Annotated in this window: 15 protein-coding genes; 13 read left to right on the top strand and 2 right to left on the bottom strand. The window is 70.7% G+C overall.

Features of this window, described 5'->3' with window-relative positions; genetic code table 11:
* The first annotated feature begins 161 nt into the window (after positions 1 to 161).
* Positions 162 to 1,613, top strand: coding sequence for an ATP-binding protein (locus tag WMF22_RS18015; RefSeq protein WP_438036505.1), 1,452 nt, complete (start codon positions 162 to 164; stop codon positions 1,611 to 1,613).
* A 118-nt stretch (positions 1,614 to 1,731) separates the two neighbouring features.
* Positions 1,732 to 2,130, top strand: coding sequence for a DUF421 domain-containing protein (locus WMF22_RS18010; RefSeq protein ID WP_438036504.1), 399 nt, complete (start codon positions 1,732 to 1,734; stop codon positions 2,128 to 2,130).
* 110 nt (positions 2,131 to 2,240) lie between these two features.
* Here the strand turns inward: WMF22_RS18010 and WMF22_RS18005 are convergent, their stop codons facing one another.
* A complete protein-coding gene (locus WMF22_RS18005; RefSeq protein WP_437300294.1) occupies positions 2,241 to 2,600 on the bottom strand; it encodes a four-helix bundle copper-binding protein in 360 nt (119 codons plus the stop codon).
* Positions 2,601 to 3,278: 678 nt separating this feature from the next.
* Here WMF22_RS18005 and WMF22_RS18000 point away from each other — a divergent pair.
* The 11 genes from WMF22_RS18000 (at position 3,279) to mnhG (ending at position 14,785) form a co-directional block, all read left to right on the top strand.
* Positions 3,279 to 3,875, top strand: coding sequence for a hypothetical protein (locus WMF22_RS18000; protein ID WP_438036503.1), 597 nt, complete (start codon positions 3,279 to 3,281; stop codon positions 3,873 to 3,875).
* Positions 3,876 to 4,435: 560 nt separating this feature from the next.
* On the top strand, positions 4,436 to 4,771 hold the full coding sequence (locus WMF22_RS17995) for a hypothetical protein (protein ID WP_438036502.1): 336 nt from the start codon (positions 4,436 to 4,438) through the stop codon (positions 4,769 to 4,771).
* A gap of 170 nt (positions 4,772 to 4,941) precedes the next feature.
* Complete coding sequence (locus tag WMF22_RS17990) at positions 4,942 to 7,887, top strand: UPF0182 family protein (RefSeq protein ID WP_438036501.1); 2,946 nt, start codon at positions 4,942 to 4,944, stop codon at positions 7,885 to 7,887.
* A gap of 125 nt (positions 7,888 to 8,012) precedes the next feature.
* Positions 8,013 to 9,026 carry a universal stress protein gene (locus tag WMF22_RS17985; protein WP_438036500.1) on the top strand — a complete coding sequence of 338 codons (1,014 nt, stop codon included), beginning with the start codon at positions 8,013 to 8,015 and terminating at the stop codon, positions 9,024 to 9,026.
* Between the two features lie 47 nt (positions 9,027 to 9,073).
* Positions 9,074 to 11,392, top strand: coding sequence for a hydrogen gas-evolving membrane-bound hydrogenase subunit E (gene mbhE / locus WMF22_RS17980; RefSeq protein ID WP_438036499.1), 2,319 nt, complete (start codon positions 9,074 to 9,076; stop codon positions 11,390 to 11,392).
* Positions 11,374 to 11,796 carry an MnhB domain-containing protein gene (locus WMF22_RS17975; protein WP_437300287.1) on the top strand — a complete coding sequence of 141 codons (423 nt, stop codon included), beginning with the start codon at positions 11,374 to 11,376 and terminating at the stop codon, positions 11,794 to 11,796. Before mbhE ends, WMF22_RS17975 begins: the two co-directional genes overlap by 19 nt.
* Complete coding sequence (locus WMF22_RS17970; protein WP_438036498.1) at positions 11,793 to 12,143, top strand: sodium:proton antiporter; 351 nt, start codon at positions 11,793 to 11,795, stop codon at positions 12,141 to 12,143. The genes WMF22_RS17975 and WMF22_RS17970 overlap by 4 nt, the downstream gene beginning before the upstream one ends.
* Complete coding sequence (locus WMF22_RS17965) at positions 12,140 to 13,630, top strand: proton-conducting transporter transmembrane domain-containing protein (protein ID WP_438036497.1); 1,491 nt, start codon at positions 12,140 to 12,142, stop codon at positions 13,628 to 13,630. Before WMF22_RS17970 ends, WMF22_RS17965 begins: the two co-directional genes overlap by 4 nt.
* 4 nt (positions 13,631 to 13,634) lie before the next feature.
* Complete coding sequence (locus WMF22_RS17960; protein WP_438036496.1) at positions 13,635 to 14,132, top strand: Na+/H+ antiporter subunit E; 498 nt, start codon at positions 13,635 to 13,637, stop codon at positions 14,130 to 14,132.
* Position 14,133: 1 nt separating this feature from the next.
* The gene (locus tag WMF22_RS17955) at positions 14,134 to 14,415 is read left to right on the top strand and encodes a monovalent cation/H+ antiporter complex subunit F (protein ID WP_437300283.1); all 282 of its coding nucleotides are present in this window, start codon (positions 14,134 to 14,136) and stop codon (positions 14,413 to 14,415) included.
* Positions 14,405 to 14,785: a monovalent cation/H(+) antiporter subunit G gene (gene mnhG, locus WMF22_RS17950; RefSeq protein ID WP_437300282.1), complete on the top strand. Its 381-nt coding sequence runs from the start codon at positions 14,405 to 14,407 to the stop codon at positions 14,783 to 14,785. Before WMF22_RS17955 ends, mnhG begins: the two co-directional genes overlap by 11 nt.
* 25 nt (positions 14,786 to 14,810) lie before the next feature.
* On the opposite strand, the gene WMF22_RS17945 is transcribed toward mnhG, so the two are convergent.
* Complete coding sequence (locus tag WMF22_RS17945; RefSeq protein ID WP_438036495.1) at positions 14,811 to 15,842, bottom strand: mechanosensitive ion channel family protein; 1,032 nt, start codon at positions 15,840 to 15,842, stop codon at positions 14,811 to 14,813.
* Positions 15,843 to 15,844 lie beyond the last annotated feature (2 nt).

Raw genomic sequence — 15,844 nt, 5'->3', positions numbered from 1 at the left:
CCGGCCGGCGTTCGAAGCCGCCGACGCGATGCGGGGCCGCTGTCATAGTGCCTCCCATGTCCGCGAATCACCGGCGCCCACCCCACGATGGACAGGCGAGGTCGTGTGAGGAGGCGGGCGGGACGAGCCTCCGATCCATCGTCCGGGGAATGATCGCGCTCATGGCCGTGCTCCTGATGCTCTCAGCAGCGGGAATGGGCCTGCTCACCACGTTCCTGCACCGGACGGCGCTCCTCATCGACGACAGCGTCGATGGCGTGCGGCTGGCGATGGAGCTGCAGCAGCAGATGACGCAGTACAACGGCCTCAGCAACCTCGCGCTGGCGTCGGCGGAGGGCTCGCTGACGTCCGCCGAGGACACCGGCCCTGCGCTGGAGGCGATCGTCGCCCGCGCGGACCGGCGCCTCGTCGAGGTCCGCAAATACGTCGGCAGCCCGGAGGAGGAATCGCTGCTGCGCGAGGTGGAGCAGCGCATGCACGACTACTTCGCCTCCCGGAGAGCCCTCCTCGAGCACCGCGCGACGCCGGGCGAGGCCATCCGGACCTCCTCGCCGCTGCTCGACGCCGCGATGACGAGCCTCCAGGACTTCGTCGACAAGAACAGCCAGCAGGCGCGGGCCGCGACACGCCAGGCCGCCGCCTGGGACTCGGCGGCCAACGTGCTGAGCATCGGAGTCGCCCTGCTCGCCGTGATCGCGATCTCGGGGTCGCTCGTCGCCCTGGAGCGCTGCGTCCACTCCCCGCTTGCGGCGCTCGAGCGGGCCATCGAGCGCTTCGCGCGCGGGGACAAAACCGCGCGCGCCCCGGCCACGGGGCCCGCGGAGCTGCGCTCGATCGCGGGCGTGTTCAACGGCATGGCGGACAGGCTGGTCTGCCAGGAGGAGAATCAGCTCACCTTCATCGCCGGCGTCGCCCACGACCTCCGCAACCCGCTGACGGCGCTCCAGATGAAGGTCGGCAGGTTCGACCCGACCGGCCCGGCGCCGACCGCGGAGCATGCCCGGCGGGCGAACGATCTCGTCGCACGGCAGGTCGCTCGGATGGATCGGCTCGTCGGCGACCTCCTGGACGCCACCCGGATCCACGCCGGCCGGATCGAGCTCAAGCTGGAGGCCTGCGATCTGCGCGAGCTCACGCGCGAGGCGGCGGAGCTCTTCCAACCTTTGTCATCGGCTCATGAGATCATCGTCTCGATCGCCGCGGGACCGGTGGTCGCCCGCTGTGATCCGTCGCGCATCGCGCAGGTGCTCAACAACCTCATCAGCAATGCCATCAAGTATTCTCCTCAGCGAAGAGAGATCACCGTCTCCGTGGGAGAGGACCGCGATCGTGCCTTCGTCACGGTCGCCGATCAGGGCATCGGCATCGCGCCGGAGGATCTCGAGCGGATCTTCGAGCCGTTCCGCCGCGTCGGCGCGTCCCGCGAGCTGGTGCCCGGCGTGGGGCTCGGGCTGTGGCTCGCGCGGCGGATCGCCGAGGCGCACGGCGGGTCACTCGGCGTGAGCAGCGCGCCCGGCCAGGGATCGGTCTTCCGCCTCGATCTGCCCCTCGCGGAGGGCGAAACGGGCCCGATGTCGCCGAGCGCTCGGGCGGCGTCGGCGCCGCGGAGCTGAGCGCGTTGGTGAGAGAGCCGCCGCGACGACCACGACGACACGTTCGACGTCTCGGTCGACGTCTCGGTTACCCCTGGACGTCCCCGGCCTGACCATCATGACAATGGACATGTCTGACGTGACGCGATCACGCTCGGCCCCGTCGAGGACGGGTCCGGTCGCGCTCGGCTCGACGCTCGCGACCGTGACGCTCTCCAAGAGCGTGGCGCTCCTCGAGCGTGTTCTCGCGTTCGCGCTGCTCATCTCGCTCCAGTTCCTGATCACCTGGCTCTCGGTCCGCTCGAAGGCGGTGAGCCATATGGTCAAGGCCGAGCCGATGCTGCTGGTGCGCCGCGGGGAGGTGCTCCCGCGCGCGCTCAAGCAGGAGCGCGTCGTCGATGACGAGCTCCTCGCGGCTGCGCGCCAGCAGGGGATCATGTCGCTGGCGGACGTGGAGGCGATGATCCTGGGGACGGACGGCAGCTTCTCGGTGATACGGCGCCCTCCGTCGAGCGAGCAGGCCTCCTCCACGTCGTGAGCGGGCGCTCACCTGCGGCGACCCGGCGCGGGTTCAGCGGAGCACCAGGCCGCTCGTCATCGAGCGAGCCACGCTCCGCCGCTCCTCACGGGGAGCGCTGGACCGGACGCCTACGCCGCGCGCGCGACAGGGGAGGCGTCGCGGCAGGCTTCTGCGCAGGCGCGGCATACCTCCGCGCACATGTTCGTCCGCTCGTCGTCGAAGCGATCGCACTCGGACGCGCAGCGGTCGCATACCTCGGCGCAGACCTCGCACGTGCGGCCGAGGAGCGGCGACCCTCTGAGCATGAAATGCGCGCTCATCTGGCAAATCTCCGCGCAGTCGAGCATGATCTCGACGTGGCCCGGCTCGGCGTGCGCGCCGCCCTGACGGAGACAGTGGATCACCATCTTCTTGCAGAGCTCATGGCAATCGAGGCACGCGCTGATGCAGGCCTTGGTGTCCTGGCTCATCTTCGAAACGTCGATCATGATCTTCCTCCTGCGGTCGGTGTTTCCGGAGCTGTGCTCTATCGGACGGTCGCGTGAATCCCGCTCTGGAGAGCCCGGACACTCCGCACTCATGGGCGATGTCCTCGATGTGGTGCTCGTCGTCGCCTGCCTGGGAGAGGGCGCAGCGCTCGCGTTGGCTCAGCCCCTCGTCCGTCAGGCGCTCAGTGCTCTCCGCGCGCACGCGTGCGCCCTGTGCGCCGTGCACGGCGCGTGCCGAAAGACGCTCCAGGATTCACGCGAGTGGCTCCTGGCGTGAATCGCACATTGGACCCTTCGCGCTTTGACACAGGTCGTTGTACGACGAGCAGAGACGCCGCTCTGCGCGACAGGAGACACTCACGGGCATGACCGAGATCGTCGCACCGGCAGCCGATGGCGTCGAGGATGCCGCTCGGGCGATGTGCAGCTCGTCGAGCAGAGTGCACCCGCGCGCGTGGACGCACTCCGCCTGAGGTGTTGTCGAGCGCTTCGGCGCGCTTGGCCCCGAGCGCCGGGCTCCGTCGCTCGCACGGGGCGTTCGGGGCACGAATTTGCATGCAAACGTCGCGTGCCCCGACCAGCCAAGGCACTGCAGCCTCTCACGTGCGGGTGGCTGCGCTCGTTCACGCACCGGCTCGACCGTGCGTGAAGCAACTCTCAATCAGGGGAGCAGGACGCATGATGTTCTACAGGACCGCATCGTTGGTCTCGGCGATGGCCGCCGCGGCGCTCGTGGTCGCTTGTGACCGCAACCCGGGCGAGGACGTTGTTCAGGCCCGCAAAGAGGCGCAGGAGGAGATCGCGCGCATCCAGCGCGAGGCGGAGCAGAAGATCGCCGAAGCTCGGCGCGAGGCCGCGGAGGAGATCGCCGAGGCCAGGAGAGAGGCGAGGCAGGAGCGGGCCGGCGTGCGCGAGGACGTGGCCGAGGAGCGCCGGGAGCTCGAGGAGGCGCTCAAGGGCGCGCGGCACGACACGAAAGCGGAGTACATCGAGTACGCGCGCAAGCGGGCTCGGCTCCTGGAGCTGCGGGCGGCGGAGCTCAAGGCGCAGGCGCCCACCGTGCCTGCCGTCGACCGGGGCCCCGTCGACCAGGCGCTGCGAGAGATCGAGGCGAAGCACCGCGAGGTGATCGGGGCTCTGAACGAGCTCGGCAAGGACACGAAGCAGCCCTGGAGCTCGGCGAGGGCGGAGATCGACAGGAAGCTGAGCGAGATCGAGCAGCGCGTCGACGCGGCCGGCGGCGCCGCGAAGGCGGCGACGAAGCCCGCCCGGTGAGCGTTTCGCAGCAACAAGGACTGCGACAATCCGTTCGACACCCCGGCAGGCGGCGTCCACCAGAATGCGCATCTGCGAGGCGGCGATGAGCATCTGGTTGTCGACGGCGAAGTCCTCGAAGAGCGATAGCAGGTCGACCTCCTGCTGGTAATCGAGCCCTGGTGGCGGTGCGCCCTGCTGCAGATCAGCCGCTGAGAGCGCCGCGCCAGGGGCGTGCGCCTCGCGGGAGGCCGGCGCAGGCCATTGACCAGCCCGCGCGCTGGCTTCATGGATATTACCGTGGAAAGCCGCTGCCTCCGGCGTGATGCCGCGCTGCGGGGCGAGCTCGAACGAAGACCGACGAGGAACTGGGAGGGGTCGATATGCCTGGAGACAACCCGTCTGCCACGAGCACGCCGGACGACGTGCGGGAGCGGGCCGCGGAGGGCAGCGCAGCGACAGCGCAGCCCAGGCCGGATCGGGAAGATGGCGCAGCGGCCGAAGCGGAAGCGGAGGCGGAAGCCGAGGTGGCGGGGAATGCTGCCTCGGCCTCGAACTCGGCTGCATCCAGAAATTCGGCTGTGGCCACGTCTGCCGCGGCGGCCACCGACGCGGACGCCGACGCGGACGCGGACGCCGACGCCGCTGCGGGAGATGCAGCCAGCCGCTCTTCCGCTTTCCACAAGAGCTCATCGGGCCACAACCGCGGTGACGCCAGGAACGTGAACATCGTCATCTTCCCGGACTCCGGCGCGACCGTCGCCTGCCTCCTTCTGGCGTTATCGAAGACTGGTGGTCTGAGCCTCGGCGCTCCCGCGCCCGTGACGCAGCTCCTCGAGTCGCTGCTCGCGCAGCAGCGGGAGATGCATCAGCAGCTCGTCCACGCGCTTCAGGTGCTCGCGCTCAAGGGCGGCTGAGGCGTGCCGGACGAGGGCGCTCAAGGGGCGGACCATCCCGGCGCGCTGCCGGCTCGCCTGTCCGTGCATCGCTGACACGCACCCGCAGCTCTGGATCGGGCGCGGTCCTTGCGCCTTGAGGGCGCACGCTGTCGCGCCCCGCGTGGGGCCCTGCTCGAGGGAGGCATCGAATGTACGTTCTCGTTATCCTGGTGCTGCTCGGCGCCGGAGCAGCCCTGATCACGCGGGGGATGTGGATGCGCAAGCGCCTGCCCATCGCGGCGGGAGCGCTGCTTGTGGTAAGCACGCTCGCGTTCTTCGGGTTCCTGAGCTTCTGGGGCGAGTACCTCTGGTTCGCCGAGCTCGGTTACACCGCGCGCTTCTGGAAGGTGACGCTGGCCCGGTTGATCTCGGCGCTCGTCGCCGCAGCGCTCGGCGGGCTCGTCGTCTTCCTGCTGACCCTTCCTGCGCGGTCGCGCGGCGCGCGGCGCACCCCGACGCTTCTCGGCGCGGCGCTCGGCGCCATCTGGGGCTTCTTCGGCTGGGCGGTGATCCTGCGCTTCCTCGAGCGCGCGCCCACGGAGCTGCGCGACCCCGTCCTCGGCCGCAGCACCTCGTTCTACCTGTTCTCGTTGCCGTTTCACGATGCGGTTTACTTCCTGCTGTGGGCCCTCGCGCTCTTCGCGCTCGCCGGGGCGGCGGTCGACGCGGGCCTTGTGCCGGTGAGGCGGAGGGTCCGTGATCCCGCCCCGGAGCACGCCGCGGCGCCTCCTGCGGAGCACGCCGCGGCGCCGGCCGTCGCGGGCTCCGCCGCGGCGCCGGCCGTCGCGGGCTCCGCCGCGGACGCCGCGCCGGCCGGTGCCGCACGGTACCGTGCGCTCTTCTTCTCTCTCGGCGCGCTCGCCCTCGTCGTGGCCTGGGGGCGCTGGCTCGCGGCCTATCACCTCATGTACTCGGAGTGGGGCGTGGTCGTGGGCCCGGGCTGGACCGACGTCCACGTGCGCCTGCCCGCGACCCGGATCGTCGCCGTCATCGCGGCGCTCGTGGGGTTCGCGCTCTTCCTCCCGCCCGTGCAGCGCGCCCTCTATCGCCTCGCCGCCGGCGAGCGCGGGCCGGGCCGGCGCACTGTGGCGGGGCTCGCCGCGCTGCCGGCGCTCCTCGTCGCGGCGCCGTGGGCGCTCGGCATGTTCGTGCTCCCGCTGCTCTTCCAGTGGCTCAAGGTGGTGCCCAACGAGCTCGCGCTCGAGCGCCCCTACCTCGCCCACAACATCGCGTTCACCCGCGCGGGGTTCCGCCTCCACGACGTCGAGGTCACCGAGTTCCCCGTCTCCGACCGGCTCACCCGCGAGACCCTTGCGAACAACCAGGATCTCCTGTCCGAGGTGCGCCTCTGGGACCCGCGCGCGCTCGACGCCGTGCTCCATCAGTTCCAGGCGATCCGCCTCTATTACGACATACCTGGCATCGACATCGATCGCTACACTGTGGGCGACCGCTACCGGCAGGTCATGCTCGCCCCGCGCGAGCTCAGCGCGGAGAACCTGCCGAGCGAGCACCAGACCTTCGTCAACCGTCGCTTCAAGTACACGCACGGTCACGGCGTCGCGATGGCCTCGGCGCACGACTTCACGCACGACGGGCAGCCGAACCTGCTCGTGAAGGACATCCCGCCCGTCTCCGTCTCCCCCGAGCTCGCGGTCGAGCGCCCGGAGATCTATTACGGAGCGACCACCCACGGCTACGTGGTGGCCAACTCCAGAGAGCCGGAGTTCGACCATCCGAGCGGCTCGGAGAACGTCTACACGCGCTACGCGGGCACCGGCGGGATCGCGCTTGAAGGCTTCTTCCGAAAGCTCCTCTTCGGGTGGAAGCTCGGCGGCACGAGCTTCCTCGTGTCCGGCATCCCCACGGACGACAGCCGGGTGATGTTCCGCCGCGAGGTCCGCGAGCGCGTGGGGGCGATCGCCCCCTTCCTGGCGCTCGATCGCGATCCGTACATCGTCGTCGCCGGCGGGCGGCTCCACTGGATCGTCGATGCGTACACCACGTCGAGCTATTACCCTTACAGCGAGAGCTTCTTCTCCGCTGAAGACACCGGGATGAACGGGGGGCACGCGCTGGGCGACGCGGGCGGGCGGGCAGGGTTCACGCATCACCTCCGCCACGCGAACTACGCGCGCAACTCGGTCAAGGCGGTGGTCGACGCCTACGACGGCTCGGTGCGGCTTTACGTCTTCGAGCCGGAGGATCCGATCATCCAGGTCTACAGCCGCATCTTCCCCGGCCTGCTCCTGCCGCGCGAGGAGATGCCGGCGGAGCTCCGCGCGCACGTGCGTTATCCGGAGGATTTCCTCCTCGCGCAGGGGCTCGTCTACGCGAAGTATCACATGAGAGATCCCGAGGTGTTCTACAACCAGGAGGATCTCTGGACGCGCGCGACCGAGAAGTATTACGAGGAGGTCCAGCCGGTGGAGCCCTATTATGTGATGTGGAAGCCGCCGGGCGACGGGCGACCCGAGTTCACCCTGATCCTGCCGTTCACGCCGAAGAACCGGCAGGTGCTCATCGGCTGGATCGCCGGCATGTCCGACGGCGACAACTACGGGCGCATGCTCGCGTACAAGTTCCCCAAGGAGACGCGTGTCCTCGGCACCCAGCAGATGGATACCAAGATCGACCAGGATCCGGTGCTGTCGGCGCAGCTCTCGCTCTGGAGCCAGCGGGGTCAGAAGGTGATCCGCGGCAACGCGCTGGTCATCCCCGTCGAGGACACGCTCCTCTACGTCGAGCCCATCTTCCTCCAGGCGGACACGGCGGCGTATCCGGAGCTCCGGGTGGTGGTGGTGATGCACGGCGACCGGATGAGCTACGCGAGCTCGCTCGACGCGGCGCTGCGCGGCCTGGTGGAGGGCGAGCCGCCCCCGACGCCGGCCGTGGCGGGCCTGCCCGGCGTGCCCGAGGCGCCGGGTGGGCCCAGCGTGACCGACGGGCTGGCGCAGCGGGCCAACGGCGCCTTCGCGAGCTACCTGCGCCTGCTCGGCGAGCGTCGCTTCCACGAGGCCGCCACGGAGCTCGAGGCGCTGAGCCGGACGCTCGAGGAGCTCCAGCGACCGTCCGCCCTGCTAGACGAGCGGTAGCGGGACGCCGCGCGCGGCCGGTCGGGGCGGGCGAGGCGGCTGCGCGGTCGCTCGACCAGCAACCGAGCGCGCAATCGTCGCACGCCGCACAGGCAGGCACACCTTTCGCTGCTCCACGGTGGTCCATGCCAATCGTCTGCGACACCGACTTTTCTCCGGCCGCACAGCAGGCTGGGCGGGCCGCTGCGTCCCTCGCCCAGCGGCTCGGCGAGGAGCTCCATCTCGTGCACGTCGTCGACGAGCTCGGCTCCGAGCTCCTTATCGGCCATGAACAGGGCGCGTTGCTCGATCCAGAGCGCGAGATGCTCGAGCGGCAGACCGACGCGCTGCGACAGCTCGGAGCGCGGGTCGAGGCGCGGCTCGTCGCCGGGTTCCGGCACGCCTGGCTCGCCGAGATCGCGAGCGCCTGCCGAGCCCGCCTGATGGTGATCTCGCGCCGCCCCGCGAACCGGCTCGAGCGGCTGTTCGGGGATGGCGTCGAAAGAATACTCCGGAGCTCGACCGTCCCGGTGCTGGTCGCCGAGGACTCCGATCGCCTGGTCGATTGGCTGCAAGGCGAGCGCTGCTTGCGCGTCCTGGTCGGGCTCGACCCCGCCGACTCTGCTCGAGCCGCTCTGGGCTGGCTCACCGAGCTCGACGGCGCGGGGCCGCTCGAAGCGCTCGTCGCGACCTTCCACCGAGAGCTCGGCCTCGTGAGCTTCTGGACGCGGTTCGTGTCTGCCGCGGCGAGCCGAGGCGTCGTGCATCCCTACCGCGACAGGCCCCTGGCCGGGGCTCGCAGCGCGGTCGGACCGCGCGCGCTCGACGGGGCGACCTCACACCTCGAGGTCATCACCCGCCATCCGGCCGCCGATCTGCTCCGCCTGGCCCGGCGAGAGCAGGTCGACCTCCTGATCCTCGCTCGCGATCCGTCGCAAGGTCGCCTGCTGCGAGCGCCGGTCTGGCGCACCATCCTTCAGCCGAGCCTGCCGTGCAGCGCCGTGTGCGTGCCCGCGACGTATGCGCCGGCAGAAGCCTCGATCTCGCGCAGCGAGCCCGCGGCTCGACGCATGCGGCGCCGGCGCCCGCGGGCGCGATGGTCTGCGCGGAGCGCGCGCGGAGGACAGAGAGCCCATGGCAACATGCAGGGCAGAGCGTAGCCACATGCCAGGGGGGACGCGCCCCGTTCGGCAACAAGGGTTCTCGCATGCTACCGACCCTCGCATCGACGATCGCCATTCCCTTCCTGGGTGCGGCGCTCGTGCTGTTTCTCTCGCCGCGGTGGGCTGGACGCGTCGCGCTCCTCCCCCCTGTGCTCGTGCTCTTCCTCATGCTTCCGCGCTGGCCCGAGGTGTCCGGGGGTGCATCGACGACGATCCCGGTCGAGTGGCTCCCCTCCGTCGGGATCGCGGCGAATTTGCGCCTGGACCGCCTCGGCGCCTTCTTCGTGCTGCTCGTCGCGGGCGTGGGCCTCGGCGTCGTCCAGTACAGCCGCGCCTACCTAGGACCGAAGGGCAAACCCGCCTACTGGGCGACGCTCCTCGCGTTCATGGGGGCCATGATCGGGGTCGTCCTCTCGGACTCGCTCGTGCTCCTCTACGTCTTCTGGGAGCTGACCACCATCGCGTCCGCGCTGCTCATCGGGATGGACTTCACCGATCCGGAGGCGCGGAGCGGCGCGGTCCGCGCGTTCCTGGTCACGGGCGCAGGGGGCCTCGCGATGCTCGCCGGCGTGGTGTTGCTCGGGCAGCTGGCCGGCACGTACAACCTGTCCGAGCTCGCCCCGCGCGCGGGCGAGCTCGTGGCGAACCCGGCGCATGTCCCCGCGCTCATCCTCCTGCTCGTGGGGGCGTTCACCAAATCGGCGCAGTTCCCGTTCCATTTCTGGCTCCCGGGCGCCATGGCCGCGCCCGCGCCCGTCAGCGCCTATCTTCACTCCGCCACCATGGTGAAGGGAGGTGTCTTCTTGATGGGCCGCCTGTTCCCGGTGTTCCATGCGTCCCCCGTCTGGCAGCCTGTCCTCGTCACGGTGGGGCTCACCACGTTCGTCGTTGCCGGATGGGACGCCGTCCGGGCCTGGGACCTGAAGAAGCTCCTCGCGTACAGCACGGTGGCGTACCTCGGCGTGCTGACCGCGCTCTACGGCCTCTATGCGAGGACCGGGACGCGCGGTGAGCTGCTCACTATCGCGAACCACGCGCTGTACAAGTCCTCTCTGTTCTTGCTCGTCGGCTGGATGGAGAAGGTGACGGGGACACGCGATCTTTCGGTGCTGAAGAGGGAGCACTGGTTCCGGCGCGAGCCGGTCGCCGGGGTCTTGATCGGGTTCGGCGCCGCCGCCATGGCGGGCTTTCCCTTCGTGTTCGGCTTCATCAGCAAAGAGATCCTCTTCGAGGCGCTGCTCGCCGATCGCTCCCCGGCCGGCGTGGTCGCGGTCGTGGCGGCCGTCGTGGGCGGGGCCCTCGCGGTCGCCTATGCGCTCAAGCTCTTCGTCGGCTCGTTCTGGGGCCCCGACATTCCGCCCGAGGATCGCGGCCATCCGAGACACCAGCTCTCGCCATGGCTGCTCGTCGTCCCCCTCCTCCTGCTCGCCCCGCAGGTGCTCGGCGGCGTGGCTCCGGGGCGGCTGGGTTCTCTGCTCGAGCCCGGAGCCGAGCGGCTGGGGTGGCTGGCCGTGTGGCACCACGCGGACGCCCTCTTCGCCCTCAGCTTGATCACGATCGCGCTGGGGGCGGGCGGTTATCTCCTCTGGAGGCTGCACGCGAAGCCCCCCAGCGAGCCGGAGACGCAGATCCTCTCCGACCGCATCTCCGGGGTCGTCCTCCGCCTCTCGGGCTGGGCCGGTCGAGCCGTACAGGCCGGGGGACTGCCGCGTTACCTGGCGGTGATGCTCCTCTTCGCCGCCGCGGCGTCGTGCTCCGCCGTCGCCCTGGGGGATGGGCTCGGCGCCACGGGGACGTGGGGCCCCGATCTCGGGGTCGCCTGCCTCCCGGCGCTCATGATCGTCGCCGGGGCCGCGCTGACGCCCTTCGGGACGAGCCGTGTCGCCAGGGTCGTGACCATGGCGGTCGCGGGGTACGGCGTCGCGGTCTTCTACATCGTCTTCCGCGCGCCCGACCTCGTGCTCACGCAGGTCCTGGTCGAGACGGTCTCGCTCATCCTGCTCCTGCTCGTCTTTCGCAGGCTCCCCAGGCTCGCTCCCGACGCGCGGCCTCGAGGGGTGCGCATCGCGCACGCCGCCGTGGCCGGCACCGTGGCGGTCCTCGCGGCGACCCTCGCCTGGAGCACCGGTGTCCATCCTCCGAGCGCCCCTGCCGGAGCGGATCAGCTCGCGCTGTCGCTCCCCGAGGCGCACGGGAGAAACGTCGTCAACGTCATCCTCGTGGATTTCCGGGGCGCCGATACGCTCGGCGAGATCACCGTGCTCGCCGTCGCCGCCTTGGGCGTGGCGGCGCTGCGCCCGCGGCGCGAGCCGGCTCAGGCGTCCAGGCATGGGGGGGCCGGGTCATGCGATCGCCCTTCCTGAGCTACGTCGCCACAGGGGTGCTCCCGTTGATCGTCGTCTTCGCGCTCTTCCTGCTGCTCCGCGGGCACGACGCGCCGGGCGGCGGCTTCATCGCCGGGCTCGTCACGACCATCGCGTTCGTCCTGGCGGCCCTGGCCTTCGGCGCGGGCACCGTGCGGGCCGCGCTCAACCCGCTCGCTTGCCGGATGCCCTGGATAGGCCTGCTCATCGCCGCGGCGTCGGGGCTGCCTGCCGTCGCGCGCGGCCAGGGCTTCTTGACCCATTACCACGTGCCGATCGGCGCCGACGAGGCTCCCGCGCTCCGCCTCTCGACGACGCTGCTCTTCGACGTCGGGGTCTATCTCACGGTGGTCGGCGCGGCGATCAAGGTGCTCGACGCCTTCTCCGCGGAGGCGCCGCCGTGATCGGAGCCGCCGCGATCGCCGCCGGGGCGCTCCTCGCTGCGGGTCTGTATCTCATGCTGTCCCGCGACGTGCAGCTCGTGGCGATGGGCTTCTTCCTGCTGTCCAACGGCGTGAACCTCTTCGTGCTGACCGCCTCGGGGATGCCCGCGGGCGCGGCGCCGCCGCTGATCCCGGAGGAAGATCCGGCCGCCGCCCTCGCCCGCCCCACGGCCGATCCGCTCGCGCAGGCGTTCATCCTCACGGCGATCGTGATCGGCTTCGGGATGGCCGCCTTCCTGCTCGCGATGGCCGTCGACATCCACCGGAGGAAGGGGAGCGATGAGCCGTCCGGGGGGGACGACGCATGAACGCCGCGATCGTGGTGGTGCCGGTGCTGCTGCCCCTGTTCACCGCGGTGCTCCTGGCGCTGTTCTCCGGGAGGCCGCGGCTGGAACGGTGGCTGTCGCTCGCCAGCGGCGCCCTCCTCTTCACGACCGCTCTCTTGCTCACCGCCCGGACGGCCCGCGGCGCGATCTTCGTGCTCCCCATCGGGGGCTGGCGCCCGCACGTCGGCATCGTGTGGGTGGCGGACGCGCTCTCCGCCCTGATGCTGCTGTTCGCGTCGATCATCGCCCTGGCCGCGCTCGCCTACGCGCCCGGATCGCTGCGCGGCGCGCGCGAGCGGCGGTGCTTCTATCCGCTCCAGCAGCTCATGATGGCAGGGGTCAACGGCTCCCTCGTGACCGGCGATCTCTTCAATCTGTTCGTCTTCTTCGAGCTCATGCTCCTCTCGTCCTTCGCGCTGCTCGCGCTCGGCACCCGGGCTGCAGCGCAACGGCATGCGCTCGCGTACGTGGTGATCAACCTCGTCGCCAGCGCGGTGCTCCTCGGCGGCGTCGGCGCGGTCTACGGCACGGCCGGCACCGTGAACATGGCCGAGCTCGCGGTGCGCACCCGCGAGGGGGGCCTGCCGTCCGCCTTCTGGGGCGCGGGGGCGCTGGTGATCGTCGTCTTCATGGTCAAGGCGGCCCTGGCGCCGGTGTTCTTCTGGCTGCCCGACGCGTACCCGGAGGCGTCGGCCGTGGTGAACGGCCTCTTCGCCGGGCTCCTCACCAAGGTGGGCGTCTACACGCTGTTCCGCGCCGTCCCGCTCCTGGGCGCCGCCGCGCCCGGCGGGCTCCGCTCGGCGCTCCTCGTGATCGCCGCTGTCACGATGGTCGTCGGGGTCGTGGGGGCGCTCGGACGAAGCACGATGCGCGGCATCCTGTCGTTCCATATCGTCAGCCAGGTCGGCTACATGATCTTCGGGCTAGCGCTGTTCACCCCGATCGCGGTGGCAGCGGGGCTGTTCCACACGCTCCACAACATGGTCGCGAAGACAGCGCTCGTCTTCGCAGGAGGCGTCGTGGAGGGCATCGCAGGGCCGGGGGCGCTCGGCCACGCCCGCGGGCTCGCGCGCGCGCACCCGTGGGTGGCCGCGGGCTTCTTCGTCCCTGCCATGTCGCTGGCCGGACTGCCCCCGCTCAGCGGGTTCTGGGGCAAGCTGCTGCTCGTCGTCGCTGGCTTCCGGGCCGGAGCCGTCGTCGCCACCACGGTATCGCTCGTCGTCGGCCTCCTCACGCTCGCGTCGATGCTCAAGATATGGACGGCCGTCTTCTGGGGGGAGCCCACCGGCCTGCGCACGCGCGGCGCCGGCGGCGACCGGGGCATGCTGGGCGCGACGCTCGTCCTCGGCGCGCTGACCGTGATCCTGGGCCTCGCGGCGGCGCCGCTCTTCGCGCACCTCGAGCGGACGGCGACCACGCTCCTGGAGGTGACGCCGTACGTGGACGCGGTCCTCGTCCAGCGACGATGAGCCGATGAACCGCCTCGCGTTGAACCTGCTCCTCGCGATCGTCTGGGTCCTGCTCCAGGTGGAGTTCTCCCTGGGGCGCCTGGTCGTGGGCTTCCTCGTCGGCTTCGGCGCGATTGCGCTCACCGAGCGAGCGCTCGGCAGGAGCTTCTACGCGCGCGCTGCGGCGGGCGTGCTCGCCCTGGCCTGGAGCTTCGTCAAGGAGCTCGTCCTCTCGAACCTCACGCTCGCGCGCGACATCCTCCGCCCGCGGTCCGTGTTCCATCCGGCGTTCGTCCGCCTCGATGTGCGCGCCCTGAGCCCCGTGCAGACGATCCTCCTCGCCAGCCTCATCTCCCTGACCCCGGGCACGCTGACGGTCGACGTGGGCCTGGAGGAGCAGGCGCTCTACGTCCACTCGCTCTACGCGCGCGATCCCGCGGAGCTGCGCGGCCGGCTGCGCCGGTTCGTCCGTCTGATCCAGCGCGCCGCAGGCCGCGGGCTGCCGCCATCGCTGGAGGAATGACATGGGAAGCGTCGATCCGCGGTCCGCCGTCCTCTTCGCCTCGCTCTTCGTGCTCGGCGCCGGCATCGGGCTCTGCACGATCCGCGTCGCGCGCGGGCCGACGAACTTCGATCGATTGCTCGCGTTCGATTGCCTGTTGATGAATGTCGTCGGCGTGGCGCTCGTGGCGTCGATGCTGCTCGCCACGGACGCGTTCATCGACATGGTGCTGGTGACCGCGCTGTTCGGGTTCATCGGCACCATCTCGCTGGCCGCCTACCTGGAGGGCTCCCTTGCTCGCTAGCGCGCTCGAGATCGCCGCCGCCGTGGCGGGGACGTTCTTCATGTTCGTGGCGTCGCTCGGCGTCCTGCGCCTGCCGGACTTTTATGCGCGCATCCACGCGCCGACCAAGGCTGCGACGCTGGGGCTCGCGTTCCTGCTCGCCGCGCTCGCGCTGCACTTCCAGGAGCTCGCGAGCGTGACCAAGGCGGCGCTGGTGCTGTTCTTCGTGGGCGTGACCGCGCCCGTGGGCGCGCACATCCTCGCGCGAGCGGCGTACCGGAGGGGCGTGCGGGCGCCCGGCACGCGGGTCGACGAGTACGGGCCTTCCGTGCAGCACCTGCGCAGCGAACCCGAGCGTGAGGAGGAGGTGAAAGGCAAGGAGGACGGGTGAGCCAATGCCGACCGGGAGACGCTGGTCAAGGCGCGCCCCCGTCGGTATCGCGGCGCTCTCCCCGGCCCGGCGGAGCCGCGTCTCGCGGCTCCTGCGCCCGGGCCACGCCGCGGGGCCGCGGCACCGGGCCCTTGCCGGCGGGCCACCCCTCGCGCTGGCGGGAGCGATCGCCGTCGGTCTCCTCGGTCTGGTCGTGGAAGAGCACCTGCGTGGTCGGGAAAGGCAGATCCACGCCGCCCTCGGTGAGCGCCCGCTTGATGGCGACGAGCACCCGATCGCGCGCGTCGAGCGCGTCGTGCTGGCGGGGAGGCCTGATCCACCAGCGGACGCGCAGGTTCACCGAGCTCGCGGCGAGCTCCATGGCCAGCACGTCGGGCGCTGGCTCCGGGAGCACGCCGTCCACGCTCCGGAGCGCCTCCAGGATGAGCGCCCTGGCGCGCTCGACATCGTCGCCGTAGCCGATGCCCACGTCGTACTCGATCCTGCGCACCTCGAATGCCGTGTTGACCACGACCGAGTTCGTGAACAGCTCCGAGTTCGGGATCACGACGCGCCGGCCGTCGTACGTCTTGAGGAGCGTCGCGCGGGTCTGGATCTCCTCGACCGTGCCCTCGTAGCTGCCGAAGCGGATCTGGTCGCCGATGCGGAACGGCTCGGTCAAGAGGAGGAGGATGCCCGCGAGGTAGTTCTGGAGCACGTCGCGGAACGCGAAGCCGATCGCGACCGATCCGATGCCGAGGAACTGGAGGAGCGAGGCCGGCGTGAAGTTCGGGAAGACGATGACGCACCCGACGAGGGCGCCGAGGATGAACATCGCCCCCTGGGTCAGCCGTCCGAGGACCAGCCCGAGGTTCTGGTTCCGGCGCCGCGTCATCGCGATGCGCCGGATCGTGGTCCTGAGCAGCTTGCCGGCGACGTAGAAGGCCGCGAACACGGCGAGCGCGATCCCGATGCTGGGCAGCGAGGAGATCAGGTCGGCGGCCAGGTGATGCACCTTGTCGACGGCCTGCGCCCACGCAGAGGGGCTCTCGCCGGGAGGCGCGGCGCTGGCGCTCATGG

Source organism: Sorangium sp. So ce204, assembly GCF_051526795.1.
In the GTDB taxonomy this organism is placed as follows: domain Bacteria; phylum Myxococcota_A; class Polyangia; order Polyangiales; family Polyangiaceae; genus Sorangium; species Sorangium cellulosum_B.
This window is presented reverse-complemented; position numbering and strand designations above follow the sequence as displayed.

Coding starts and splice junctions, on each gene's coding strand:
- WMF22_RS17985 (WP_438036500.1), top strand. CDS start 8,013: ATGCCAATCGTCTGCGACACCGACTTTTCTCCGGCCGCACAGCAGGCT.
- WMF22_RS17955 (WP_437300283.1), top strand. CDS start 14,134: ATGGGAAGCGTCGATCCGCGGTCCGCCGTCCTCTTCGCCTCGCTCTTC.
- mbhE (WP_438036499.1), top strand. CDS start 9,074: ATGCTACCGACCCTCGCATCGACGATCGCCATTCCCTTCCTGGGTGCG.
- WMF22_RS18000 (WP_438036503.1), top strand. CDS start 3,279: ATGATGTTCTACAGGACCGCATCGTTGGTCTCGGCGATGGCCGCCGCG.
- WMF22_RS18005 (WP_437300294.1), bottom strand. CDS start 2,600: ATGATCGACGTTTCGAAGATGAGCCAGGACACCAAGGCCTGCATCAGC.
- WMF22_RS17960 (WP_438036496.1), top strand. CDS start 13,635: ATGAACCGCCTCGCGTTGAACCTGCTCCTCGCGATCGTCTGGGTCCTG.
- WMF22_RS17945 (WP_438036495.1), bottom strand. CDS start 15,842: ATGAGCGCCAGCGCCGCGCCTCCCGGCGAGAGCCCCTCTGCGTGGGCG.
- WMF22_RS18015 (WP_438036505.1), top strand. CDS start 162: ATGGCCGTGCTCCTGATGCTCTCAGCAGCGGGAATGGGCCTGCTCACC.
- WMF22_RS17990 (WP_438036501.1), top strand. CDS start 4,942: ATGTACGTTCTCGTTATCCTGGTGCTGCTCGGCGCCGGAGCAGCCCTG.
- WMF22_RS17975 (WP_437300287.1), top strand. CDS start 11,374: ATGCGATCGCCCTTCCTGAGCTACGTCGCCACAGGGGTGCTCCCGTTG.
- WMF22_RS17965 (WP_438036497.1), top strand. CDS start 12,140: ATGAACGCCGCGATCGTGGTGGTGCCGGTGCTGCTGCCCCTGTTCACC.